Here is a 23,540-nt window from a genome sequence, read left to right as displayed (position 1 = left end):
ACGCACGGCCTGCGAAACCAAGCCGCAACGCCTGGTGAGATCTCGCTTGAAGCGTCTACCGATGGCCGCGGATCAGCTTCCGTCCCGTGATCATCGCCCGCACCAGGTTCTGGCGCTGGAGAACGCCCACCACGACAGCGCCGAGCACATGCAGCACGACCAGGATCATGACGATATCGGAGGAGTAGGTGTGGGTGTCCTCGACCCACCACACTCCGAAAAAGCTCACGGTCACCTGCATCGCGCCCGAGACCGCCGAGATCGCGAGCAAGGTCAGCAACGCCACGAGCATCGCGGTGCCCGCGGGATTGAGGCCGATATATCGTCCGGTGATCCCGCGCCTGAGATTCCAGAGGTAGCGCGGCGCGGCGCGAAGCCTCACTCCAACGGTTCTGAAGCGCGAGTAACGCGTGCCGGCGAACCCCCAGATCAACCGAAAGATCAGCAGGGCGATCACGCCGTAACCGGCAAGCCTGTGCAGCCCATCGAACCGGTTCGGCGTCCACCACGCGACCAGGACGAACACGGCAAGCGTCCAGTGCCAGAGGCGCAGGGGCAGGTCCCAGACCTGCACGGTCCGCTCGGCGGCACGATGCGCGGGAGCCCGTTCGGGCACACCGCGCGACCCTGGCACCGCCTCTCCCATCGACCTCAGGTCACTTCGCGATCGTGTGCTTGAGGCTGAGATCTTCGGGGCTGTAGAACAGCTCGTAGAGCTTGCCTTCCTTGACGCCGTAGACCTCGTAGCACGACCCTTCGATCTTGGATCGTCGCACCTCGTAGCCGGCCGCCTTGGCCTTGGCTTCGGCTTCGCTCGCCGGCTTCCAGGATGCCTTGTCGAGCTTGGTGCAATTCTTGTAGCCGTCGGCCAGTGCCGCCGACCCCATCAAGCCCAGAATAGACGCGGCGAATGCAACACTGCGAATGACCCTCACGAACATCTCCTCTCCGTTTCGATCGCCCGCGAAACATGGTCGCGCAGGGCCGGACCGAAGGACGCGGAGCAGGCCGCGAAGTCAAGGCGGCGTCCGGTCTGATGCTTTAGAGAGGCTCTAAGAGATATTCTAAGATTTGAGAAAACCGCTTTGGTCTCCGTATGCAATCGGCTTTCCGCGTTTCGCTGCGGCCTTACGCCTCATGAGGCGAGGTCTCCGCCGCGGCGGAGCGCCGTCAAGCGCCGACCATCGCATGACGCACCGCGCCGCGCCTTATCCGCGACCGTCCGCGCCCATCGATCATTTGCGCGACGCTTGCGCTATCGACCGCAGGACTGAAGTAGAAGCCCTGGGTTTCCGCGCAGGCATCGGCGCGGAGGATATCGAGCTGCTCCTGGGTTTCGACACCTTCGGCGGTCGTCGTCTTGCCGAGGCTGACGGCGAACCGAACCACCGCGCGCGCGATCCGGCGCGATTCCTCCGACGCCGCAGACAATTCGCGGACGAAGCTGCGGTCGATCTTGACCTTGTCGAACGGAAACTTCTGCAGAAAGCTCAGCGACGAGTAGCCGGTGCCGAAATCGTCGAGTGCAATCCGCACGTTGAGATGCTGCAGCTGGCCGAGCGCCGCGAACACCGCCACGCTGTCGTGAATCATCGCCGTCTCGGTCACCTCGAGTTCAAGCCGCTGCGGCGCGAGGCCTGCGCGTGCAAGCGCGCTTACCACGACGGGGACGAGCTCCGGGCTCCTGAACTGCGCGGGCGAGAGGTTGATCGCGATCCTGAGCTCGTCGGGCCATTTCGCCGCCTCCATGCAGGCGGTTCGCAACACCCATTCCCCGAGCGGAACGATCAGACCGGTGTCTTCCGCCAACGGGATGAATTCCGCCGGCGGCACCATGCCGCGCTCGGGATGATGCCAGCGCAGCAGCGCTTCGAAGCCGCTCGTCTCGCCGCTCGCGAGGTTGAAGAACGGCTGATAGTGCAGCTCGAATTCGCCGTTGGCGAGCGCGCTGCGCAAGTCCCGCTCGAGGTCGCGCCGGGCGTGCAGGAGCTGATCGAGCTCCGGCTCGAAGAAGCGGAACGAGCCGCGGCCGCCGCCCTTGGCCGAGTAGAGCGCGAGATCGGCGCTGCGCAGGATCTCGTCGGAATCGCCGCCATCGCGCGGCGCGATCGCAATGCCGATGCTGGTGGCGGTGGTCACCTGATGATGGCCGAGATCGACCGGATCGCGCAGCGCCTGCGTGATTCGCTCGGCGAGCGCACCGGCTTCGCTGACCGGGTCGGTCACGTAGGCGATCACGGCGAACTCGTCGCCGCCGAGCCTTGCAATCAGCGTCGTCTCGCTGACGCATTCGCGCAGGCGCCCGGCGACCGCCTGCAACAGCGCATCGCCCGCCGGATGCCCGAGCGTGTCATTGACCTCCTTGAAGCGATCGAGATCGAGCATCAGCACCGCAAGGGGCCGTCCGCCGCAGCGCGTGTCGGCAAGCGCCTGCTCCATCCGCTCGCGGAACAGCACGCGGTTCGGCAGATCGGTCAGCGCGTCGTGCTGCGCCATGTGGATGATCTTGGCCGCGGAGCGCCGTTGCTCGGTGACGTCGAGATGCGTCGCGACCCAGCCGCCGCGCGGCATCGGTTGCCTCGTCACGCAGATCAGCCTGCCGTCGGCGAGCTCGTCGACCCGGCTGGAGACTTCATTGGCCGGCAGCGCGTTCAATGTCGCAAGCAGCCGGGTCGCGGCACTGTCGCTGGTGTCGCCCTTGAGGATGCCGTTCGCGATCCGGTGCCTGATGATGTCGCCGTGCGGCGTGCCTGGCCGCAACAGCTCCGGCGGCAGACGGTACATCATGGCATAGCGGTCGTTGCAGACGACGAGCCGCTTCTCGGCATCGAACATGCAGAGGCCCTCGCCCATGTGGTTGATCGCGGTGTCGAGCCGCAGTTTCTGCTCCTGCAGCTCGCATTGCGACGCCTCGACCTGCTGGCGTGCGAGCGAGAGCTGGCTGATGATCTCCTCGAACCTGCGGGTTCGCAGCGCAAGGCGCCGATCCGCGAGCACACCGACCAGGCTCATCCCGAGCACCGTCAGGGCCACGCCGGCAATCGCCACCGAAAGGAAGGCGGGCGAGAGCGACAGCGCATCGGAGGCCCGCGTCGGATCGGGAATGATCTGGACGGCGCCCATGGCGGTGAAGTGATGCGAAACGATCGCCAGCGTCAGCAGCAAGGCGGCGGCAAGCGTGCCCCAGCGGTCCTGGCGACGGACCGCGATCGCCAGCGCCGCATAGCCGAAGATCATGCCGAGCACGATGGAGGCCGACACGAGGTCCATCGACCAGGCCACGCGGCCCGGCACTTCGAGCGCCCACATGCCGAGATAGTGCATGCTGGCGATGCCCGCACCAATGATCGCGCCGCCGACGGGCGCGCGCCATCGGCTGGGGTCGTAGGCCGCGAAGCCGAAGCCGCAGGAGGTGAGGAGCATCGCCGCGCCGAGCGACGTCGCCGTCAGCGTGACGCCGTATCCGGTCGGCACGCCAGGCTCGTAGGCGAGCATCGCGATGAAATGCGTCGCCCAGATTCCGTAGCCGATCGCGGCGCCGGCGATCGCGATCCATATCAGGCGCGTCGCGGCAAGCGTCGCGGTTGCGCGGTGGAAGATATTGACGGCGACAATGCTTGCGACGAAGCAAACCAGCCCGGCGAGCAGAACGAGCCGCCAGTCATGCTCGCCGGTAAGGCACGTAAAAATACGGAACATTGCGTCGGCCCTTGATTGTTCGTTCCGACGAATAGTCCGCCTGAATGTTCTTCTCGATAACTTTTCACAACTTTCGGTGGCATGGTTATCCGCATGTAAGCCGATTCTGCATTGAAATTGATGGCTCCATCAATTCTGAAATGCCTTAGCGGCGGCGCGGGTGTCAGCCGCCGAGCGGAACGAGCACGGTCTCGCCGGTCGCGACCAGCGCGCGCTCGCCCTGCGCGTCCTCGGCAAACAACTCGGCCCGCGCGAAAACCTGCTTGCGTCCCGCGCGCAGCGTGGTGCCCATCGCGACAAAGCTTGCGCCTGTCGCCGGCCTCAGACAGTTCATCGAGAAATGCGATGCAGTGACGGAACCGACGATGGTCGCCGCGGCAAAGCCGCAAGCGGTATCGAGGAGGGCCGCGATCATTCCCGCATGCAGATGCCCCGCATATTGGCCGAACTCGTCGCGCCAGGGCATGCGCAGCTCGGCCTCGCCACGGCCCGCCGCGACGACCTCGAAGCCAACCATCCGGTTGAAAGCGGCTGACGCGTTGACGCCGGCGAGCTGTTGCAGATCGAATCCGGGGTCGGCCGTCATGCGGATTCCTCTCGCTAGAGCATGATCCGGAAAAGCGTATAGCGGTTTTCCGAAAAGATCATGCTCAAACAAAGACCTAAAGCGCGATGACGATTCATCCAAATCTCATCGCGCTTTAATAGCCGGCGACCGCGAGCGCGACCACGGCGCTCATCCCGACCCAGCCGATATGCCGGCCACGTGTCGCCACCGCATTGGCGAGCGCGGCGCAGCCGAACACGACAGCAAGCGTAGTGACGATCCAGTGCCGCGCGACGTCGGACGCCATTGCCGGAGCTGCGATCAGCAGCACGCCACCGCCGATCCACGCGATCGTGCCGGCCTGCCAGACGAGGCGAAGCAGCGTGCGCAACCGCGGCGGCTCGACAGTGCCGCGCGCAAACACCTTGGTTTCACCGAGGATGCCATGGGCCAGGCTGACGGCGATCGCAATGACGCCGGCGCCCTGCAGCAGCAAATCACGCATCGGACCACTCCAAACAATACTGTCCATACAGTACTGTATGGTTATGCGCCCGGCGCTGGCGGCTGTCAATACAGTTGTGTATGGTGCGGGCCGGACGGATGGGGAACCATGACCGAGCAGCTCTCGGCGCAGGATTGGCTGGACCAGGGCCTGAAGACGCTTGCGAGAAGCGGCTTCACGGCGCTGAAGGCCGAGCCGCTGGCCAAGGCGATGGGCGTGTCGCGCGGCAGCTTCTACTGGCACTTCGCCGATATCGCCGCGTTCCACGCCGCGATCCTCACCCATTGGCGCGAGGTCGCCGCCGAGCAGGTGATCGCCGAGCTCGAGGCGGTTCCCAAGGGCGACGACGCGCTGGCGCTCTTGCTGCGCCGGGCGTTCTCGGCGCGGCTTTCGCTGGAGCGCGCGGTCCGCAGCTGGGCGATCGTCGACGCCACCGTCCGCGGCGCCGTGCAGGAGGTCGACCAGCGCCGGCTCGGCTATATCGAGACCCTGCTTCGACAGTCCGGATCTCCGCCCGACGTGGCGCGCGGCCGTGCGCAGATCTTCTACTGGGCGTTCATCGGCTTCGCGCTGTCGGACCAGCCGCTGGCGAAGGCACGCCAGCAGGCGGCGCTCGACGAGCTCCTGCGGATCGCCAAGCGCTGACACCCCGCGTCGGGATGTGCTAGATGACGGCCAACCGGAGACCGCAATGAATTCGACGCCCGACCATCTCGAAAGCACCGCCGACCCGAAGCTGCTGGAAATCCTGGTGTGCCCGATCACCAAGGGGCCGCTGGAGTTCGACGCGACGCGGCAGGAGCTGATCTCGCGCTCCGCCAAACTCGCCTATCCGATCCGCGACGGCATCCCGATCATGTTGCCGGAAGAGGCAAGGAAAATCGATTGACGAAGGTTCGTAGCCCGGATGGAGCGCAGCGCAATCCGGGACCGACCTATCCGCGGTGAAACTTCCCCGGATTTCGCTTCGCTCCATCCGGGCTACGAAGCTACAAGCGCTACAACGCCTCGCCCTTCAGCAGCCGCGGCACTTCGCCGGACAATCCTGCCGCCTGGCGGATGAACATCTCCTTCAGCGGCGGCGTGCGATCGACGAGGCCGAGGCCGATGTCGCGCACGGTGCGAAGCAGCGTCGATTCATTCGAGAACAGGAAGTTCAGCGAGTTGGTGGCAACCCCCATCGCCATCGTGTCGAAGCGCCGCCAGCGCTGGTAGCGCTCGAGCACGTCGGCTTGCCCGAGATCCATGCCAAGCCGCGCCGCGTCGACGACGACCTCGGCAAGCGCTGCGACATCCTTCAGGCCCATATTGAGCCCCTGCCCCGCGATCGGATGGATCACGTGGGCGGCGTCGCCGATCAGCGCCAGCCGTTCGGCGATGAACGAGCGCGCGACGAAATAGCCGAGCGGAAATGCGCGCGGCTTGTCGAGCGCCTTGATCTCACCGAGCTGCAGGCCGAAGCGCTGCTCGAGTTCGGCGTGGAATTCCTCTTCGCTCAACGCTGTGATGCGCGCCGCATCCTTGCGCGTCTCGGTCCACACCAGCGAGGAGCGGTTGCCGGTCAGCGGCAGGATCGCGAACGGACCGGCGGGCAGGAAGTGCTCCTCGGCGCGACCGTGATGCTCGCGCTCATGGCCGACGGTGACGACGATGCCCGACTGATCGTAGTCCCAGCCATGGGTGGCGATGCCGGCGCGCTCGCGCAGCCTCGATTTCGCGCCGTCGGCGGCGACCAGGAGGCTCGCATCGATCACCCGGCCGTCGGCGAGCGTGACGCTGACGCCGTCGGGGCGGGACTCGAACGTCGACACCGCGGTGGCGCGCAGCTCGACGCCTTCGGCTTCGGCGCGCGCGGCGAGCGCATCGATCAGATGGCGGTTCTCGACCATATGCGCGAACGGCTCGCCCGGCTCGACATAGCCGGCAAAGGTCAGGAACACCGGACGCGTCGCGTCCTCCAGCTTGGAATCGGTGACGACCATGTCGGTGATCGGCTGCGCCGTCGGTGCGACCTGCCCCCACACGCCGAGCGTCTCGAACAGCCGGCGGCAGGCGGCGACGATCGCGGTCGCGCGCGGATCGCGGCTCGGCCGCAGGGCCAGCGCCGGATCGGCCACAATGACGGGAACGTCGGGCCCAAGCCCCTGGCGCAGCGCCACCGCCAGCGCCAGCCCGGCAAATGCGCCGCCGCAGATGACAATGCTTCGCTGTCCCGACATCTCGTCCTTACTCGGTTACGTCAACAAGAGGATACTTGCTACCTGATAATAGCTGGGCGAAACAGGGGCCTGAAACAAGGTACTTAGCCGTCCCGGATGTCATTCCGGGGCGATGCGTCAATATCGAACCCGGGATCTCGAGATTCTCAGGTGCGCAATTGCGCACCATAGTTCGATGCTGACGCATCGCCCCGGAATGACGGGTGTCACTCAACCGAAAGCCCGCCATGTCCAAAAGCCTGATCGACCTGCTGTCCATCCTCGATCTCGAGCAGCTCGAAGTGAATTTGTTCCGCGGCAACAGCCCGAAGACGAGCTGGCAGCGGGTGTTCGGCGGCCAGGTGATCGGGCAGGCGATGGTGGCGGCGTGCCGCACCGTCGAGGGCCGGCTGCCGCATTCGATCCATTGCTATTTCATCCTGCCGGGCGATCCGCAGGTGCCGATCATCTACCAGGTCGAGCGGCTGCGCGACGGCAAGAGCTATTCGACCCGCCGCGTCACCGCGATCCAGCATGGCAACGCGATCTTCTCGATCATGGTGTCGTTCCATGCCGAGGAGCACGGCAATTTCGACCATCAGGAGAAGATGCCCGACGTGCCGCCGCCGGAGAAGCTCACCGCGGAGGAAGTGTCGAAGCAGCCGATGTTCAAGGAGATGCCGGAGTTCATCCGCCGCTACTACGAATCCGATCGTCCGATCGAACTGCGCCCGGTCGAGCTCGGCCGCTATTTCGGCCAGAAGATCGACGACGGCCGCATCAACGTCTGGATCCGCACCGCGGCGAAATTGCCCGATGATCCGGCGCTGCACATGTGCGCGCTCGCCTATGCGTCCGATTTCTCGTTGCTCGACGCTGTCATGGCGCGCTACGGCCGCACGCTGTTCGACAGGCGCATGATGCCGGCGAGCCTCGACCACGCGATGTGGTTTCATCGCCCGTTCCGCGCCGACGAATGGCTGCTCTATGCGCAGGACTCGCCGAGCGCGCAATCCGGTCGCGGCCTGACCCGCGGCCAGATCTTCAAGCCCGACGGCACGCTGGTGGCGTCGGTTGCGCAGGAAGGCTCGGTGCGCGAACGCAAGGCATGATCCGCGGTTGCCCGTTCGCGCTCCCGGTTACTGGGCTGCGCCGCGCTCGACCAGCGCGAATTGCGAGACGAACCAGTTGCCGTACCAGCGCAGCACCCAGGGGATCGGGATCAGCAATCCGCAACCGATCACGAACACGATGGTTCGCCAAAGCACATCGAGCCCCGAGGCATTGAAGATGACCTCGCGGCTTGTGCCTTCGATGTTGCGGCAGATCCAGCGCATCCAGGCCGTCATCACCCAGGCCCAGCCGATGATGGTGATGGCGGAGATCGCCAGCAGCAGGTACCAGCCGACGTAGGTGACCGGGCTGCCGTTGAACGACATCGGCAGCGGCTGGCCGTTCGAACTCAGGTGACTGGCGATCCAGCGGATGATCATCCATCCGAGGAACGCCTGCAGCACGACCGAGATCAGTTGAACGATCGAGCTGTTGGCCGCGCCCGCATAGGTCAGAAGACCCAGCACGATGAAGACGTACCAGATGTCGAGCGGCTGTCCGGTGAAGCCGAGATTCGGCCGGCCCGGCCCCCGGATGTGGGGGATGATCCAGCGATACAGCCCGGTTGCCGTCCACGGCGCGGGAATCACGAGGATCTGGCCGATTACAAGCAGCAGACTGCGTCCGAACAGGCCCCAGATCGGGAAGTCGGCCGACAGTGCCCTGCCGCTATAGGCGCCCGAGGCCGCGACCTGCGGCGGGCCGCCGGCCTGGGGAAACGCCGGCGGCGCGGCGCTGCCCGGAATGAGCCCGGGAATCTCGCCCGCCTTCTGCCAGCCGGACATGCCCTCGGTCCACACCAGCGTGTCGGCCCGCACCATCCCGCGGGCGGTCAGGTCGCGGAGTTGGGCTTCGGGAAGCGGACCTTTTTGCTGGCCTTCGGCGGCATAAAACCAGTTGCGGTTTGACATCTTTGTTTCCCCAGCAAGCGCGACACAAAATGATGCCTACGCGCCCGGCTGCGAACCGCGCTCGACCAGCACGGTCTGCGACACCAGCCAACGCATCATCCAGCGATACACCCACGGAATCGGGATGAGGAAGGAGGCGGCGATCACGGTGACGATCCCGCGCCAGAGAAACTCCAGTCCTGAGCCGTTGAAGATGATCTCGCGCCGCGTGCCCTGGATGTTGCGGCAGAACCACCGCGTCCAGGCCGCGTAGACCCACGCCCAGCCGATGATCGTGATGATGGAGAGCACCACTAGCAGCGTCCATCCGAGATAGGCCCAGAACGAGCCGGTGAAGCTGAGCCCGAGCGGCTGACCGTTGGAGGCGAGGTTCGCGACGAACCATCTGAGGAAAAGCCAATAGAGCGCGATCTCGAGCAGGAACACCAGATTGTTGAGCCACTGGATTCCGGTCATCGCCACGGCGACGATCACGACGATGGCGCCGAAGAACCAGGGAACGACCGTCATAGCCGTCCCCGTAAAGCTGAGATTCGGTCGTCCCGGCACCCGAATGCACGGGACTAGCCATTTCAGGTACCAGACCAGCATCCACGGCAGCGGGATGATGAAGCTGCTCGCGATCGCGAACACGAGGCTGCGCCAGACGAACTCCCAAATTCCGAAATCGATCGACAGCGGTCCGCCGCTATAGGCGCCCGATGCCACCACCGGTGGCGAGCCACCGGCCTGGGGAAACGCCGGCGGCGCGGCACTGCCCGGAATGAGGCCGGGAATTTCGCCCGCCTTCTGCCAGCCGGACATGCCCTCGGTCCACACCAGCGTGTCGGCCCGCACCGTTCCGCGGGCGATCAGGTCGCGAAGTTGAACTTCGGGCAGAGGACCCTTTTGTTGGCCTTCGGACGCATAAAACCAGTTGCGGTTCGACATTTTATTTCCTTGAGGCGTATGCGATGTCGAAAACGAGCCAGCGGGACCGCCGGCCGGGCGGGAACGCCACATTCTGGCCGAGGGTTTTGATCCCGTACAGTGAGACAGCTCACCAGCGGCCTACCTTTTCCCCTTCAACCTGCAACTTTTTTGTGCCATTTGCCCGGAAGGATGCCAGATTTGCCGCACGCAAATTGCCCCTGGGACGGCGAATCGCCCACCCTGCGGACAGGGCGGGTGCGGAAACCTTGAGAGAATGAAGGCCTGACCATGAAACTCGTCGTCGCGATCATCAAACCCTTCAAGCTGGACGAGGTGCGCCAGGCGCTGACCGCGATCGGCGTTCACGGCATGACGGTGACCGAAGTGAAGGGCTATGGCCGCCAGAAGGGCCACACCGAGATCTATCGCGGCGCCGAATACGTCGTGAACTTCCTGCCCAAGCTCAGAATCGAGATTGCCGTCGATACCGACCTCGCCGAGAAGGCGGTCGCCGTCATCACCCAGCACGCCCGCACCGGCCAGATCGGCGACGGCAAGATCTTCGTGACGCCGATCGATCACGCCTTGCGCATCCGCACCGGCGAGACCGATCAGGACGCGCTCTAACTGTTAAATCACGATCGCCGCCGGCAACGACGCCGGCCAAGAGCATGATCCGGAAAAGTGGGAACCGGTTTTCCGAAAAGATCATGCTCAAACAAAGAATGAGATCGTGATGCGATCACGTGTGATCGCATCACGATCGCCACACGACACCACAACACGCCGGGGAATGATGATGGGGGCACGGGCTCTTCGTGCAGCTAAAATTGCTGCGCCGATCGATGCTGCATTGCTGTTTGCGCTGGGCACGCCCGCCTTCGCCCAGGATACGGCCGCCAATTCAACGATCAACACCGCCGACACCGCCTGGATGATCGTCGCCACCGCGCTGGTGCTGATGATGACGATCCCGGGGCTCGCGCTGTTCTACTCCGGCATGGTGCGCAAGAAGAACGTGCTGGCGACGATGGCGCAGAGCCTCGCCGCGGTCGCGATCGTCTCGATCCTGTGGGTGACGTTCGGCTATTCGCTGAGCTTCGTCGGCGACGGTCCGTGGCTTGGCGGGCTCGACCGCTGGTTCCTCGCCGGCATGACGATGGACAGCGTCAACCCGGCGGCGAAGACGATCCCGGAATCGCTGTTCATGCTGTACCAGATGACGTTTGCGATCATCACGGTGGCGCTGGTGGCGGGCTCGGTCGCCGACCGCATGCGGTTTTCCGCCTACCTGTTGTTCTCGATCGGGTGGTTCATCTTCGCCTATGTGCCGCTGGCGCATTGGGTGTGGGGCGGCGGCTTCCTCGCCTCGATGGGCGTGCTCGATTTCGCCGGCGGCCTCGTCGTGCATCTCTCCGCCGGCGTCAGCGGACTGGTCGCCGCCAAGGTGATGGGCCGCCGTCACGGCTATGGCAGCGAGAACCTATCGCCGTTCGACCTGTCGCTCGCGGTGGTCGGCACCGGCCTGCTCTGGGTCGGCTGGTTCGGCTTCAACGGCGGCTCGGCGCTCGCGGCCAATTCGCGCGCGGTGATGGCGATCATCGCCACCCATCTGGCGGCCTGCGCCGGCGCGCTCACCTGGGGCGCGATCGAATGGGCGACGCGCCGCAAGCCGTCGGTGCTCGGCATGATCTCGGGCGCGGTCGCGGGGCTCGGCACCATCACGCCGGCCTCCGGTTTCGTTGCGCCATGGCACGGCGTCCTCATCGGCATCACTGCCGGTCTGGTCTGCTACTGGGCCTGCACCTGGCTGAAGCATCGCTTCAACTACGACGACTCGCTCGACGTGTTCGGCGTGCACGGCATCGGCGGCCTGACCGGCACGCTGCTGGCCGGCACCTTTGCCGCAAGCGCGATCGGCGGCACCGCCGGCCTGCTCGAAGGCCATCCGCAGCAGCTCCTGATCCAGTTCTACGGCGTCGCCGTCACCCTGGTCTGGTGCGGCGGCGTGACCTTCGTGCTGCTCAAGCTGGTCAGCGTCTTCGTGCCGCTGCGGGTCTCGCTGCAGCAGGAGCTCGAGGGCCTGGACATCTCGCAGCACGGCGAGGCCCTGCAGTAGTTCCTTCCATCTAATTGTCTAGTTACCTAAATACCGCAAAGCCTGCTGCGGCTCTGGGCACGATTGTGTCCGGAGTTGGTCGTGCCCGCGTTTTGAACAGCGGTGGTTACATTTTAGGCGCGACGGAATGGCGCAGGGGCGGAGGCCTCCCGCAAAGCGGGAAAAGGTCCGGATTCATAATCCATTAGCTGATCCGGCCGATCTGGCACGGCATTTGATTCTAAAGGTGCCGGCTGTGCCCGCGTAGTGGAAGCTCTCCGCGTGGTGAACCTCAGTCGCAATCTCCCGGTGTCTCCCACCGGGCCCAAGCGGGGATAGGACTCATGAAAATTGTTATGGCGATCATTAAGCCATTCAAGTTGGAAGAGGTCCGTGACGCCTTGACCGCCATTGGCGTTCACGGTCTCACGGTGACGGAAGTCAAAGGATACGGCCGTCAGAAGGGTCACACGGAAATCTATCGCGGCGCCGAATATGCCGTGAGCTTCCTGCCCAAGATCAAGATCGAGGTCGCAGTCGGCTCCGATCAGGTCGACAAGACCATCGACGCCATCACCTCTGCCGCCAAGACCGGCCAGATCGGCGACGGCAAGATCTTCGTCATCAGCCTCGAACACGCCGTGCGCATCCGCACCGGCGAGGCCGATGCCGCGGCCCTCTGATTTCGCGCTCAAACCTTAAGACTCAGGAGTAAAACCACATGACGTTCAAGCGTCCCTATAGCGCGGGACTGGCGGCCCTCGCAGTCGGCCTCTTCGCCGCGACCGCCGCCTACGCTGAGCCAACCGTCAACAAGGGCGACAACGCCTGGATGCTGACCTCGACGGTGCTCGTGCTGTTGATGACGATCCCGGGCCTGGCGCTGTTCTATGGCGGTCTGGTCCGCTCCAAGAACATGCTCTCGGTGCTGGCGCAGGTCTTCTACACCGTTTGCCTCGTCACCGTGCTCTGGGCCCTCTACGGCTACAGCCTCGCCTTCACCGGCGGTTCCGACTTCATCGGCGGCTTCTCCAAGGCCTTCATGATGGGGATCACAACGGACTCGAAGGCCGCGACCTTCTCGGTCGACGCCAACATCTCGGAACTGGTCTATGTCTGCTTCCAGATGACCTTCGCGGCGATCACCCCCGCCCTCATCGTCGGCGCCTTTGCCGAGCGCATGAAGTTCGCGGCGGTCGCGCTGTTCATCCCGCTCTGGGTTACCCTGATCTACTTCCCGATCGCGCACATGGTCTGGTACTGGCCGGGCCCGGACGCGATCCAGGATGCCGCCAAGGCGCTCGCAGCGGCTGCTGACGGTGCGGCAAAGACCGCGGCACAGGCCAAGCTCGACGAGATCAACGCCGATGCCGGCTGGATCTTCAAGAAGGGTGCGATCGACTTCGCGGGCGGCACCGTGGTGCACATCAACGCGGGCATCGCCGGCCTCGTCGGCGCGCTCCTGATCGGCAAGCGCACCGGCTACGGCAAGGAGCTGATGGCGCCGCACTCGCTGACCATGACCATGATCGGCGCTTCGCTGCTCTGGGTCGGCTGGTTCGGCTTCAACGCCGGTTCGAACCTCGAAGCCAATGGCGGCGCTGCGCTCGCCATGACCAACTCCTTCGTGGCCACCGCCGCGGCGGCGCTGTCCTGGATGTTCGCGGAATGGATCGTCAAGGGCCACCCCTCGCTGCTCGGCGCGCTCTCCGGCGCGGTCGCGGGCCTCGTCGCGGTGACGCCGGCGGCCGGCTACGCCGGTCCGATGGGCGCGATCGTGCTCGGCCTCGTCGTCGGCATCGTCTGCCTGTTCTTCTGCACCGTCGTGAAGAACGCGCTCGGCTATGACGACTCGCTCGACGTGTTCGGCGTCCACTGCGTCGGCGGCATCGTCGGCGCGCTCGGCACCGGCATCCTGGTCAACCCGGCGCTCGGCGGTGCCGGCATCATCGACTACACGGCGATCCCGCCGAAGGTTGCCGACTACGACTTCGTGGCGCAGATGACCTCGCAGGTCTGGGGCGTATGCACCACGCTGGTGTGGTCGGGCATCGGTTCGGCGATCCTCTACAAGGTCGTCGACGTGATCGTCGGCCTGCGCGCCAACGTTGAGACCGAGCGTGAAGGCCTCGACATCACCGAGCACACGGAGCGCGCCTACAACATGTGAGTTCTCCCGGGGCGCGACCTCCCCAAGCGGTCGTTCCCAGAACTACGGTCCGGGCACATACCCGGCAATGCCCGGACCGTTGAGGGGCTCCAGCGCAAGTTGGAGCCCCTTTCTTTTTCGTGATCGCGCCGTCGCAAAAAACCATTTGCCAGGACGGCCCGGCGCCATCGACACTGCGGCCCGTCCGCACCGGATGCGGAACGGCGCTTCACGTGAAGATCGCCAAGAAGAATGCATAAACAGGGAGGACATCATGAAGCTCGAAGGCGGATGCTATTGCGGCAAGGTGCGCTATCAGGCCGAGGGCGAGCCGATGATGGCGGCGCAGTGCCACTGCCGCGAATGCCAGTACTTCACCGGCGGCGCGCCGAACATGTTCGTGGCGATGCCGGTCTCAGGCTTCAAATACACCGCAAGCGAGCCCAAGCAGTTCACGCGCAAGGACCTCGCGCGCGCCGTGACGCGCGAATTCTGCCCCGAATGCGGCACCCATCTGGCGACCAAGGTGCCCGGACTGCCGGCCGCGGTCCTGAAGGTCGGTACCTTCGACGATCCCAAGCTCTTCAATCCGCAGGTCGCGATCTACACCTGCGACAAGCAGGCCTTCCACCACGTGCCCGAGGGCATGCCGGCCTTCGACAAGCTGCCGGCGCACTAAGCGGAGGCAGGAAGCCGGGAGATCAGGGCAGCGTCGCGCGCGTGCTCCACGCGATCGCGGCCGCTGCGCTTGGCGATGTAGAGCGCGTGGTCGGCGGTTCGCATCAGGTCGGCGAGATCGAGGTCGCGCGATTTGACCGTGAAGCCGATGCTGATCGTGACAGGCAATAGCGTCTCGTCGTCGAGGATCGTCCGAGCCGCGCAGTCGCGGCGGATCTCCTCCGCGCATAGCGCCGCCTCGTCATGGCTCAGGCCGGTCAGCACGGTCGCGAATTCCTCGCCGCCGTAGCGGGCCACCAGCGCCTCGTGCCGGATCGCGAACTGGCGCAGCACGTCGGCGATCTCGACCAGCACCTTGTCGCCGATCTCGTGACCATAGCGGTCGTTGATCGACTTGAAATGATCGATGTCGCACATCAGCACCGCGGCGGAGGCGCCGCTGTCCTGCGCCTGGTCGAGCGCGGCGGCGGCCTCGGCGTCGAATCCCCGGCGATTGAGCAAGCCGGTCAACTGGTCGGTTTGCGAGATCTGGGCGAGCTCACGGCGCATCTCGGCCAGCTCCAGCATCAGGCGGCCGGCGCGATAGGACATCGCGCCGCTCAGCGCCACAGAGATGGAGCCGCCCGCGAGCAGTCCGAAGAGCTGCATCTGACCGACCGTGATGGGCGCGGAAAAATCGCTGCCGAAAACCAGCAGGCCCATGGCGAAGGACATCACCGCGGTCAGGCCCGCGGCGGTTGCCATGATCTTGCCTGTGCGGCGCATGACATCCCGGTGTGTCTCGATCTTGATGGCCATGCTCTGCGCTCCGCGAATGGCGGAGTGATCGTCCCCGGCATGTTGCGAATTGCTGAAGGAACTTTTGCAGTGCGAAACGGCGTTAAGCGCGGATAAAGCGGATCGAGAGGATTTGCTGCATTCCCGGATGGACGCTGCGGGAACCCGGTCGGCCCGGCAGGCTGATCGCGCCCGGCCGCCGATGGTTAATCGCGTCTTAACCTCGCCCTATCTATGGTGATTTGATCGGTTTACGGTCGGACCTCCCCATCCCGACCGCAGTGAAAGTGCTGGCGTTTCAAACATGGCAATGACCGCCTCTTCCGGCGTGGCGCAGGACGCCAGCACCGCAACTCCCGCCGCGAGCCAGGCCGAGCGCTCGCCGTTTTTGCGCACGACCGAGCTATTGGCGCCCTACAAGCCGGCTAAGCCATTGATTACACTGTCATTGGGCGAGCCGCAGCACCCCTTGCCCGACTTCGTCGGGCCGGTGCTTTCCAAGCACATCGCCGAATTCGGCCGCTATCCCGCGGCCAAGGGCATCGAGCCGTTCCGCCATGCGGTGGCGGCCTGGCTGTCGAGCCGGTTCCGTTTGCCGCGGCCGGTCGATCCCGAGAGCGAGATTCTGGTGCTGAATGGCAGCCGCGAGGGGCTGTTCTTCGCCGCGATCACCGCGGCGCGCTATGTCGGCCCCCGCAAGGGCCGGCCGGCGATCCTGATGCCGAACCCGTTCTATCCGGCCTATGGCGCCGGCGCCCGCGCCGCCGGCTGCGAGCAGATCTATTTGCCGACCACGCTCGAAAACGGCTTTTTGCCTGATCTCGATTCGATCGACGAGGCGACGCTGGCGCGCACCGTGGCGTTCTACATCGCCTCGCCCGCGAACCCGCAAGGCTCGGTCGCCTCGCGCGACTATTTGCTGCGCCTGAAGCAGCTCGCCGACCGTCACGGCTTCATCATCCTGAGCGACGAGTGCTATTCGGAGATCTACACGCGGGACGCGCCGGGCAGCATGCTGGAATGCGCCGGGCCCGACTTCACCAATGTGGTCGCGCTCCAATCGCTGTCGAAGCGCTCGAACCTGCCCGGCATGCGCGTCGGCTTTGCCGCCGGTGACCGCAAGTTCCTCGCCGCGTTCCACGAGCTGCGCAATGTCGCCGCGCCCCAGGTGCCGGTGCCGTTGCAGCATGTTGCGGTCGCCGCCTACAGCGACGAGGCGCATGTCGAGGAGAACCGCAGGCTCTATCGCATCAAGTTCGATTTCGCCGACCAGATCCTCGGTAACCGCTACCGCTACAAGCGCCCCGCAGGCGGCTTCTGCGTCTGGCTCGACGTCTCCGACCGCGGCGGCGACGAGGCGACCACCGTGCGGCTCTATCGCGACGCCGGCGTGCGGGTGATCCCCGGAAGCTATCTGGCGCGCCAACAGAACGACGGCTCCAATCCGGGCGCGGGCTATATCCGGCTTGCGCTCGTCTCCGACAGTGAATCTACGGCCGAAGCATTGCACCGGCTGGTCGAAACTCTGGGTTAATCGCCAAGCGCGAAGATCAAGCATGCCAGCGATCGAACGTGTCATCCCCCTGGTCGGCCATCTGCCGCTCTCCATCCGCGAGGCGCTGGCGCGACGGCTGCGCGAGCTGACCGGGCTCGGGCTGATCGCGCTCTCAGGCGTCGTTTCGGCCGCGCTGATGACCTGGTCGGTGCAGGACCCGTCGCTGAGCCACGCCACCTCGCGCGCGATCCGCAATGTGCTCGGCTATCCCGGCGCGATCGGCGCCGACCTATTGATGCAGATCCTCGGCCTCGGCGCCATCATGCTGATCCTCCCGGTCGCGGTGTGGGGCTGGCGGATGCTGACGCATCGCCCCTTCGATCGCGAGGCGCTGCGGCTCGGCTGCTGGATCCTGAGCACGGTGATCGCGGCGGGCTTTGCCAGCTGCTGGCCGCACAACACCGCCTGGCCGCTGCCGACCGGGCTCGGCGGCGTGGTCGGCGACGCGCTGGTGCGCGCACCCGCCGTCGTGTTCGGCCCGCCCGGCTTCATTTACCGCGTGGTGCTCGGCATCATCCTGTGTACCGCGATGACCGCCGCCTTCCTGTTCGCCTGCGGCTGGGGCGCCAAGGAGCACGACGAAGAGCTGACACCGATCACCGATGACGACGAGCCGTTCGTCGAAGAGGAGAGCGATCGCAGCTCGGTCTCGCTCGGCTGGCTGTTCCACGCGCTGATGAGCGCCAAGGCCCGGCTCGGCTGGCTGATGACGACGGCCTACAAATCGCTGGTGTCGAGCGCGCCGCAGGGCCGCGCCGCGGCGTTCGATCGCCAGGAGCCGAATATCGGCGGTGGCGGACGCGCCGCGCCCTCGATCACGCCCGCGCGCGACGATGACGATTACGAAGACGATTCGGACGAGGTCGACGGCGACGCCGAGGACGAAGAGGACGAGGAGGAGGCGCCGGTCGCCCGCGCCCCGCGCAAGAAGGCCGAGCCGCGCGCCAAGAAGAAATCCTCCGACAAGTTCGAGCTGCCCTCGGTCTCCGTTCTCACCGCGCCCAAGGCGAGCGATCGCCAACCGCTGAGCAAGTCCGAGCTCGAGGCCAATTCGCGCGCGCTCGAAGGCGTGCTGCAGGATTTCGGCGTGCGCGGCGAGATCGTCAAAGCCAATCCCGGTCCGGTCGTCACGCTGTACGAGCTCGAGCCCGCGCCCGGCATCAAGTCGTCGCGCGTGATCGGTCTCTCCGACGACATCGCCCGCTCGATGAGCGCGCTATCGGCGCGCGTCGCCGTGGTCGCCGGCCGCAACGCGATCGGCATCGAGCTGCCGAACGCGCATCGCGAAAAGGTTTATCTGCGCGAGCTTCTGGTGGCGAAGGAGAGCACCGACTCCGTCGCAAAACTGCCGCTCTGCCTCGGCAAGACGATCGGCGGCGATCCCGTTATCATCGACCTCGCGCGCACGCCGCATATGCTGATCGCCGGCACCACCGGCTCCGGCAAATCGGTCGCCATCAACACCATGATCCTGAGCCTGGTCTACCGGCTGCGTCCGGACCAGTGCCGCCTGATCATGGTCGACCCCAAGATGCTCGAACTCTCCGTCTATGACGGCATCCCGCATCTCCTGACGCCTGTCGTCACCGACCCGAAGAAGGCGGTGGTCGCGCTGAAATGGGCCGTGCGCGAGATGGAAGAGCGCTACAAGCGGATGGCCAAGCTCGGCGTGCGCAACATCGACGGCTACAACCAGCGGCTCGTCGAAGCCAAGGCCAAGGGCGAGGAGCTGACGCGCACGGTGCACACCGGTTTCGACAAGGAGACCGGCAAGGCGATCTACGAGGAAGAGAAGCTCGACCTTGAGCCGCTGCCCTACATCGTCATCATCGTCGACGAGATGGCGGACCTGATGATGGTCGCCGGCAAGGACATCGAAGGCGCGGTGCAACGCCTGGCGCAGATGGCGCGCGCCGCCGGCCTGCACGTGATCCTCGCCACCCAGCGTCCGTCGGTCGACGTCATCACCGGCACCATCAAGGCCAACTTCCCGACCCGCATCGCCTTCCAGGTCACCTCGAAGATCGATAGCCGCACCATTCTGGGCGAAATGGGCGCCGAGCAGCTGCTCGGCCAGGGCGACATGCTCTATATGGCAGGCGGCGGCCGCATCAGCCGCGTGCACGGCCCGTTCGCGTCAGACGAGGAAGTCGAGAAGGTGGTGCGTCATTTGAAGACGCAGGGCCAGCCGGAATATCTCGAGGCCGTCACCGCGGAAGAGCCGACCGACGAGGACGGCGCGGTGTTCGATTCCACCGGCATGGGGGCCGACGGCGGCGGCGACCTGTTCGCGCAGGCGGTTGCGATCGTCAAGCGCGACCGCAAGGCCTCGACCTCCTACATTCAACGCCGGCTTCAGATCGGCTATAACCGCGCCGCATCGCTGATGGAGCGGATGGAACTTGAGGGTATTGTCGGCCCGGCCAACCACGCCGGTAAGCGCGAAATCCTGGTCGGGGAAGAAGAAGGCCAGTTCTGACCCGGCAATCATCACGGAAAAGCCATATCTCCTTTGGATGAGGCGCGATAAGATCGGGCGAAGCGGGACGGTGCGTCGAACAGAGACTTGAAATATCTGATGGCAAATACCTTTACTCACCGCCTCGCGCATTGCGCGCTGGTCCTCATTGTGTCCGCGTCGGCCGCCGGATCGGCGGCGGCGCAGAATGTCCCGACCCCGAAACCCGCGCCCAAGGCCCGCGACGGCGGTACCCAGCTGAGCGCGCAGGACCAGAAGGGCCCCGCGACCACTGGCGCCACCCAGACGCCACCGACGCCGATCATTCCCGATCCGCGCCGCAACGTGCCCGCCAACATCTTCGCGACCTTCGACGCCAACCAGAAGGCGCAGGCGGCCAAGGTCTCGGCCTATCTGTCGTCGCTGCAGACGCTGGTCGGGAATTTCGTCCAGGTCGGGCCCGACGGCGCCAAGACCAAGGGTGATTTCTACATCCAGAAGCCGGGCAAGGTGCGCTTCGAATATGAGCAGCCGAGCCCGATCGAGATCGTCGCCGACGGCTCCTCAGTCGCGGTGCGCGACCGCAGGCTCGCCACCCAGGACGTCTATCCGCTGTCGCAGACGCCGCTGCGCTATCTGTTGTCCGACCGCATCGACCTGATGAAGGACACCAACGTCGTGAGCGTCACCGCCGACGACGTCTTCGTCAGCGTCACCATCGAGGAGAAGCAGGCGCTGATCGGCACCTCGCGCCTGATGCTGATGATCGGCGCCAAGGACGGCAAGCTCAAGCAGTGGACCGTCACCGACCCGCAGGGCTACGACACCACGGTTGCGGTCTACAATCTCGATTCGACGCAGAAGCCCGACCCGTCGCTGTTCAAGATCGACTTCACGGCCTATCCGGGCGGCTCGCCGGGCTAGCATTGTCGCAACATGCCGTGGTCCCGATGGGTTTCGCTGCGCTCTACCCATCCTACGGCGCTGTGGACAATCTGAATTCCCTGCCGCGCATCCGTGCTAAGACGCAGCTCCCATGCGTTTCTCCGTCACCACCTGGAACATCAACTCGGTGCGCCTGCGCATCGACATCGTCGCCAAGTTCATCAAGAGCGCGCGGCCGGACGTGCTGTGCCTGCAGGAGACCAAATGCATCGACGACGCGTTTCCGCTGAAGCGCTTCAAGCGGCTCGGCTATGAGCACGTCGCGCTGAACGGGCAGAAGGGCTATCACGGCGTCGCCATCGTCTCGAAGCTGCCGTTCGAGCGCACCGACATCCGCAGCTTCTGCGCCAAGGAGGATTCGCGCCACATCTCCGTGTCGTTCGGCGAGAAGGCACAGATCGCAAAGCCGCTGGTGCTGCATAATTTCTATGTGCCGGCCGGCGGCGACATTCCCGATCCCGCGCTCAATCCGAAGTTCGAGCACAAGCTGCAATTCCTCGACGAGATGAAGGCCTGCGAGCCGCTGCATCCGCGCGGCGACGACCGCCACATCCTGGTCGGCGACCTCAACGTCGCACCGCATGAGAACGACGTCTGGTCGCACAAGCAGCTCTTGAAAGTGGTCTCGCACACGCCGGTCGAGACCGAGAAGCTGCTCGCCGCGCAAAGCCATGGCGAGTGGTTCGACATCGCGCGCGAGCGGATTCCGATGTCAGAAAAGGTCTACACTTGGTGGAGCTACCGCGCCGCCGACTGGACCGTCGGCGACCGCGGCCGCCGGCTCGATCACATCTGGGTCTCGCGCGCGCTGAAGGACAACGTCAGCGATTTCAGGATCACCCGCGACGCCCGCGGCTGGGAGCGCCCGTCGGATCACGTGCCGGTGACCGCGGTGCTGGAGGTGTGAGACGAACTGCGGCCGCACACTCGGTTCGCCTCTCCCCTTGTGGGAGAGGCCGGAGCCGTGGCTCCACCGGAATTAAACTCAGAGAGTCGTGGTAATGGGTCCCGGCCTGCGCCGGGACGACGGTCAAGTACTCAGCTTCCCGCCCGCCATCAAAATATCGCTCGCGAGCTGGCTCGTGCGCATCGCGAGCTCGTCGCGCAGCCGCCGCGCCGCGGCGGGGTCGCTTTCCAGCACGCGCTGAAACAGGCTGCGGGCGACGCGGATGACGGAGGTGCGTTCGAGTGCGGTCGCGGTCGACGGCCGCTTCATCGCCACGATCAGCGCGAGCTCGCCGATCAGCGCGCCGGGGCCGGCAACGATCTCGGCGCCGCCTTCCTCGACGCGGAATGCGCCGCGTTGCACGACATAGCCGGCGTCGGCGTCGTCGCCGACCTTGAACAGCACGTCGCCGCGGTCGAAATCGCGTTGCTCGGAGCCGATCGCCAGCATGCGCAGGGAGGTATCGCCCAACAGACGCAGCGTCGGGACCCGCTCCAGCAGGGCTACATCATCGTCGATTGACATTCAGGTCCGGCAACCGGGCGCGCCTCGATTTTACGAATCGGTGAGCGCGAATCGTATCACGGCACCAGCTTGTAGCCACCGGCTTCCGTCACCAGGATCTCCGGGTTGGCGGCGTCCTTCTCGATCTTCTGGCGGAGCCGATAGATGTGGGTTTCCAGCGTGTGGGTGGTGACGCCCGAATTGTAGCCCCAGACCTCCTGCAGCAGGGTCTCGCGCGACACCGGCATCTGGCCGGCGCGGTAGAGGAAGCGCAGGATCGCGGTCTCCTTCTCGGTCAGGCGGACTTTTCGGGCGTTGGCGCCGGTCAGCATCTTCGAGCCCGGCCGGAACGAGTAGGGGCCGACCGAGAACACCGCGTCCTCGCTGGCCTCGTGCTGGCGGAGCTGCGCCCGGATCCGGGCCAGCAGCACCGCGAAGCGGAAGGGCTTTGCCACATAGTCGTTCGCGCCGGATTCCAGCCCCAGGATGGTATCCGAATCGGTGTCGTGGCCGGTCAGCATGATGATCGGCGCCTTGAAGCCACCCTTGCGTAAGGAACGGACCACTTCGCGGCCATCGGTGTCCGGCAGGCCGACATCCATCAGGACCAGATCGGGGGAGTTGGCTTTGGCGGCGCTGGCGCCCTTGGCGCCGGTATCGACTGCAGAGGCTTCGAACTCCTCATGCAGCGACAATTGCTCGACCAGCGTATCGCGCAGATCGGTATCGTCATCCACGATCAAGATCTTGCGGGCATTGGCCATAGGTACAATCCTTTGGGGCAGCAAGCGGACAAAAGCGGGCAGCGCTGATGACCGGAACTTGGGCTAGATTCGTATTCAGGTAGGCGATTGTTACCGATTCTCAAGGCGACGGCAGTCTATCCCAAAATCGGCGGGGCGGAGGTGAATGTCCTGTAATGCCGCCAGATAGAACAATTCGGGCCCGCCCGGCAAGTTTGGTTTGGAACGATTCTGAAGGGAACATCAGCCATTTCAATCACTTATATGACAACGGGGCGTGATCGCCCGCTCTCCGCGATCGAGGTCCACCCCGCCGCCGGCGACCCGCGCCGGGGCTGGCTGACGGCTGACGGCTGGACCGTGCCGGTGGCGCTGGGGCGCGGCGGCATCCTCGCCAACAAGCGGGAAGGTGACGGCGGCACGCCGCGCGGCACCTTCTATCCGCGCCAATTGTGGTGGCGCGCCGACCGCCATCGGCTCCCCAAAACCTTCCTGCCGGCCCGTCCGATCCGCCCCGAGGACGCCTGGTGCGAGGACCCGGCCGACCGCCGCTACAACCAGGCGATCAGGCTCGAGGCGGAGCAGGCCGGCGACCGGCTGACGCGCGAGGACCATCTCTACGACTTCATCGTCGAGATCGACCACAACACCGCGCCGCGCATCGCCGGCCGCGGTAGCGCGGTGTTCCTGCACCTGGCGCGAACCAACTTCTCGCCGACCGCGGGCTGCGTCTCGATGACGAAATCCTCGATGCTGCGCCTGTTGCGGCGGATGGGCCCGCGGACGAAGATCGTCATCGGCT

24 protein-coding genes are annotated in these 23,540 nt (G+C 65.3%); 13 read left to right on the top strand and 11 right to left on the bottom strand.

What is annotated here, in order from left to right; all coding sequences use genetic code 11:
* Positions 1 to 55: 55 nt before the first annotated feature.
* The 5 genes from ACFFWD_RS23845 to ACFFWD_RS23825 all read right to left on the bottom strand — a co-directional run bounded on the left by ACFFWD_RS23845 (position 56) and on the right by ACFFWD_RS23825 (position 4,751).
* Positions 56 to 646: a cytochrome b/b6 domain-containing protein gene (locus tag ACFFWD_RS23845; protein WP_376969124.1), complete on the bottom strand. Its 591-nt coding sequence runs from the start codon at positions 644 to 646 to the stop codon at positions 56 to 58.
* Positions 647 to 656: 10 nt separating this feature from the next.
* Entirely contained in the window at positions 657 to 935 is a 279-nt protein-coding gene (locus tag ACFFWD_RS23840; RefSeq protein WP_376969122.1) for a PepSY domain-containing protein, read from the bottom strand.
* A 235-nt stretch (positions 936 to 1,170) separates the two neighbouring features.
* Positions 1,171 to 3,699: a bifunctional diguanylate cyclase/phosphodiesterase gene (locus tag ACFFWD_RS23835; RefSeq protein WP_376969120.1), complete on the bottom strand. Its 2,529-nt coding sequence runs from the start codon at positions 3,697 to 3,699 to the stop codon at positions 1,171 to 1,173.
* 163 nt (positions 3,700 to 3,862) lie between these two features.
* Positions 3,863 to 4,285, bottom strand: coding sequence for a PaaI family thioesterase (locus ACFFWD_RS23830; RefSeq protein WP_376969118.1), 423 nt, complete (start codon positions 4,283 to 4,285; stop codon positions 3,863 to 3,865).
* A gap of 115 nt (positions 4,286 to 4,400) precedes the next feature.
* The gene (locus ACFFWD_RS23825) at positions 4,401 to 4,751 is read right to left on the bottom strand and encodes a hypothetical protein (protein ID WP_376969116.1); all 351 of its coding nucleotides are present in this window, start codon (positions 4,749 to 4,751) and stop codon (positions 4,401 to 4,403) included.
* A 108-nt stretch (positions 4,752 to 4,859) separates the two neighbouring features.
* On the opposite strand from ACFFWD_RS23825, the gene ACFFWD_RS23820 reads away from it, so the two are divergent.
* Positions 4,860 to 5,396, top strand: a complete 537-nt coding sequence (locus ACFFWD_RS23820; RefSeq protein WP_376969114.1) for a TetR/AcrR family transcriptional regulator — start codon at positions 4,860 to 4,862, stop codon at positions 5,394 to 5,396.
* A 46-nt stretch (positions 5,397 to 5,442) separates the two neighbouring features.
* Entirely contained in the window at positions 5,443 to 5,640 is a 198-nt protein-coding gene (locus ACFFWD_RS23815; protein WP_376969112.1) for a Trm112 family protein, read from the top strand.
* Positions 5,641 to 5,749: 109 nt separating this feature from the next.
* Here ACFFWD_RS23815 and ACFFWD_RS23810 read toward each other — a convergent pair whose 3' ends face one another.
* Entirely contained in the window at positions 5,750 to 6,970 is a 1,221-nt protein-coding gene (locus tag ACFFWD_RS23810; RefSeq protein WP_376969110.1) for a ubiquinone biosynthesis hydroxylase, read from the bottom strand.
* Between the two features lie 227 nt (positions 6,971 to 7,197).
* On the opposite strand from ACFFWD_RS23810, the gene tesB reads away from it, so the two are divergent.
* Positions 7,198 to 8,061, top strand: a complete 864-nt coding sequence (gene tesB / locus ACFFWD_RS23805; RefSeq protein WP_376969108.1) for an acyl-CoA thioesterase II — start codon at positions 7,198 to 7,200, stop codon at positions 8,059 to 8,061.
* Positions 8,062 to 8,088: 27 nt separating this feature from the next.
* On the opposite strand, the gene ACFFWD_RS23800 is transcribed toward tesB, so the two are convergent.
* Both ACFFWD_RS23800 and ACFFWD_RS23795 read right to left on the bottom strand, forming a co-directional pair.
* Positions 8,089 to 8,973 (bottom strand): DUF4339 domain-containing protein, encoded by an 885-nt coding sequence (locus ACFFWD_RS23800; protein ID WP_376969106.1) that lies wholly within the window; start codon positions 8,971 to 8,973, stop codon positions 8,089 to 8,091.
* A 36-nt stretch (positions 8,974 to 9,009) separates the two neighbouring features.
* Positions 9,010 to 9,903: a DUF4339 domain-containing protein gene (locus tag ACFFWD_RS23795; RefSeq protein WP_376969104.1), complete on the bottom strand. Its 894-nt coding sequence runs from the start codon at positions 9,901 to 9,903 to the stop codon at positions 9,010 to 9,012.
* 270 nt (positions 9,904 to 10,173) lie between these two features.
* Between ACFFWD_RS23795 and ACFFWD_RS23790 the strand changes: the two genes are divergently transcribed.
* From ACFFWD_RS23790 to ACFFWD_RS23770, 5 genes are all read left to right on the top strand, one after another.
* Positions 10,174 to 10,512 carry a P-II family nitrogen regulator gene (locus ACFFWD_RS23790; RefSeq protein WP_376969102.1) on the top strand — a complete coding sequence of 113 codons (339 nt, stop codon included), beginning with the start codon at positions 10,174 to 10,176 and terminating at the stop codon, positions 10,510 to 10,512.
* A gap of 172 nt (positions 10,513 to 10,684) precedes the next feature.
* Positions 10,685 to 12,004, top strand: a complete 1,320-nt coding sequence (locus ACFFWD_RS23785; protein WP_376969100.1) for an ammonium transporter — start codon at positions 10,685 to 10,687, stop codon at positions 12,002 to 12,004.
* 323 nt (positions 12,005 to 12,327) lie between these two features.
* Positions 12,328 to 12,666, top strand: a complete 339-nt coding sequence (locus ACFFWD_RS23780; RefSeq protein ID WP_021082517.1) for a P-II family nitrogen regulator — start codon at positions 12,328 to 12,330, stop codon at positions 12,664 to 12,666.
* Between the two features lie 38 nt (positions 12,667 to 12,704).
* Entirely contained in the window at positions 12,705 to 14,153 is a 1,449-nt protein-coding gene (locus ACFFWD_RS23775; RefSeq protein WP_376969097.1) for an ammonium transporter, read from the top strand.
* A gap of 253 nt (positions 14,154 to 14,406) precedes the next feature.
* Positions 14,407 to 14,811, top strand: a complete 405-nt coding sequence (locus ACFFWD_RS23770; protein ID WP_376969095.1) for a GFA family protein — start codon at positions 14,407 to 14,409, stop codon at positions 14,809 to 14,811.
* Here the strand turns inward: ACFFWD_RS23770 and ACFFWD_RS23765 are convergent.
* Positions 14,808 to 15,608: a GGDEF domain-containing protein gene (locus ACFFWD_RS23765; RefSeq protein WP_376969093.1), complete on the bottom strand. Its 801-nt coding sequence runs from the start codon at positions 15,606 to 15,608 to the stop codon at positions 14,808 to 14,810. The two genes, ACFFWD_RS23770 and ACFFWD_RS23765, sit on opposite strands and share 4 nt — an antisense overlap.
* Before the next feature lie 283 nt (positions 15,609 to 15,891).
* Here ACFFWD_RS23765 and ACFFWD_RS23760 point away from each other — a divergent pair, with 283 nt between their 5' ends.
* From ACFFWD_RS23760 to ACFFWD_RS23745, 4 genes are all read left to right on the top strand, one after another.
* Positions 15,892 to 17,121, top strand: coding sequence for an aminotransferase class I/II-fold pyridoxal phosphate-dependent enzyme (locus tag ACFFWD_RS23760; protein WP_376969091.1), 1,230 nt, complete (start codon positions 15,892 to 15,894; stop codon positions 17,119 to 17,121).
* Between the two features lie 22 nt (positions 17,122 to 17,143).
* On the top strand, positions 17,144 to 19,621 hold the full coding sequence (locus ACFFWD_RS23755) for a DNA translocase FtsK (RefSeq protein ID WP_376969089.1): 2,478 nt from the start codon (positions 17,144 to 17,146) through the stop codon (positions 19,619 to 19,621).
* Between the two features lie 99 nt (positions 19,622 to 19,720).
* A complete protein-coding gene (locus ACFFWD_RS23750; RefSeq protein ID WP_376969087.1) occupies positions 19,721 to 20,524 on the top strand; it encodes an outer membrane lipoprotein carrier protein LolA in 804 nt (267 codons plus the stop codon).
* Between the two features lie 112 nt (positions 20,525 to 20,636).
* Positions 20,637 to 21,452, top strand: coding sequence for an exodeoxyribonuclease III (locus ACFFWD_RS23745; protein WP_376969085.1), 816 nt, complete (start codon positions 20,637 to 20,639; stop codon positions 21,450 to 21,452).
* A 123-nt stretch (positions 21,453 to 21,575) separates the two neighbouring features.
* Here the strand turns inward: ACFFWD_RS23745 and ACFFWD_RS23740 are convergent, their stop codons facing one another.
* Together ACFFWD_RS23740 and ACFFWD_RS23735 are read right to left on the bottom strand one after the other, a co-directional pair.
* The gene (locus ACFFWD_RS23740) at positions 21,576 to 22,016 is read right to left on the bottom strand and encodes a Crp/Fnr family transcriptional regulator (protein ID WP_376969083.1); all 441 of its coding nucleotides are present in this window, start codon (positions 22,014 to 22,016) and stop codon (positions 21,576 to 21,578) included.
* A gap of 56 nt (positions 22,017 to 22,072) precedes the next feature.
* Positions 22,073 to 22,759 carry a response regulator transcription factor gene (locus ACFFWD_RS23735; protein WP_044539278.1) on the bottom strand — a complete coding sequence of 229 codons (687 nt, stop codon included), beginning with the start codon at positions 22,757 to 22,759 and terminating at the stop codon, positions 22,073 to 22,075.
* Between the two features lie 243 nt (positions 22,760 to 23,002).
* Between ACFFWD_RS23735 and ACFFWD_RS23730 the strand changes: the two genes are divergently transcribed.
* Positions 23,003 to 23,540: L,D-transpeptidase family protein (locus tag ACFFWD_RS23730; RefSeq protein WP_376969081.1), on the top strand; the 538-nt coding region annotated here is incomplete at its 3' end.

The sequence above is a fragment of the Bradyrhizobium erythrophlei genome (assembly GCF_042430365.1).
GTDB classification, from domain to species: domain Bacteria; phylum Pseudomonadota; class Alphaproteobacteria; order Rhizobiales; family Xanthobacteraceae; genus Bradyrhizobium; species Bradyrhizobium erythrophlei.
The sequence above is the reverse complement of the archived record's forward strand: the minus strand, read 5'-3'. Positions and strand labels throughout refer to the sequence as shown.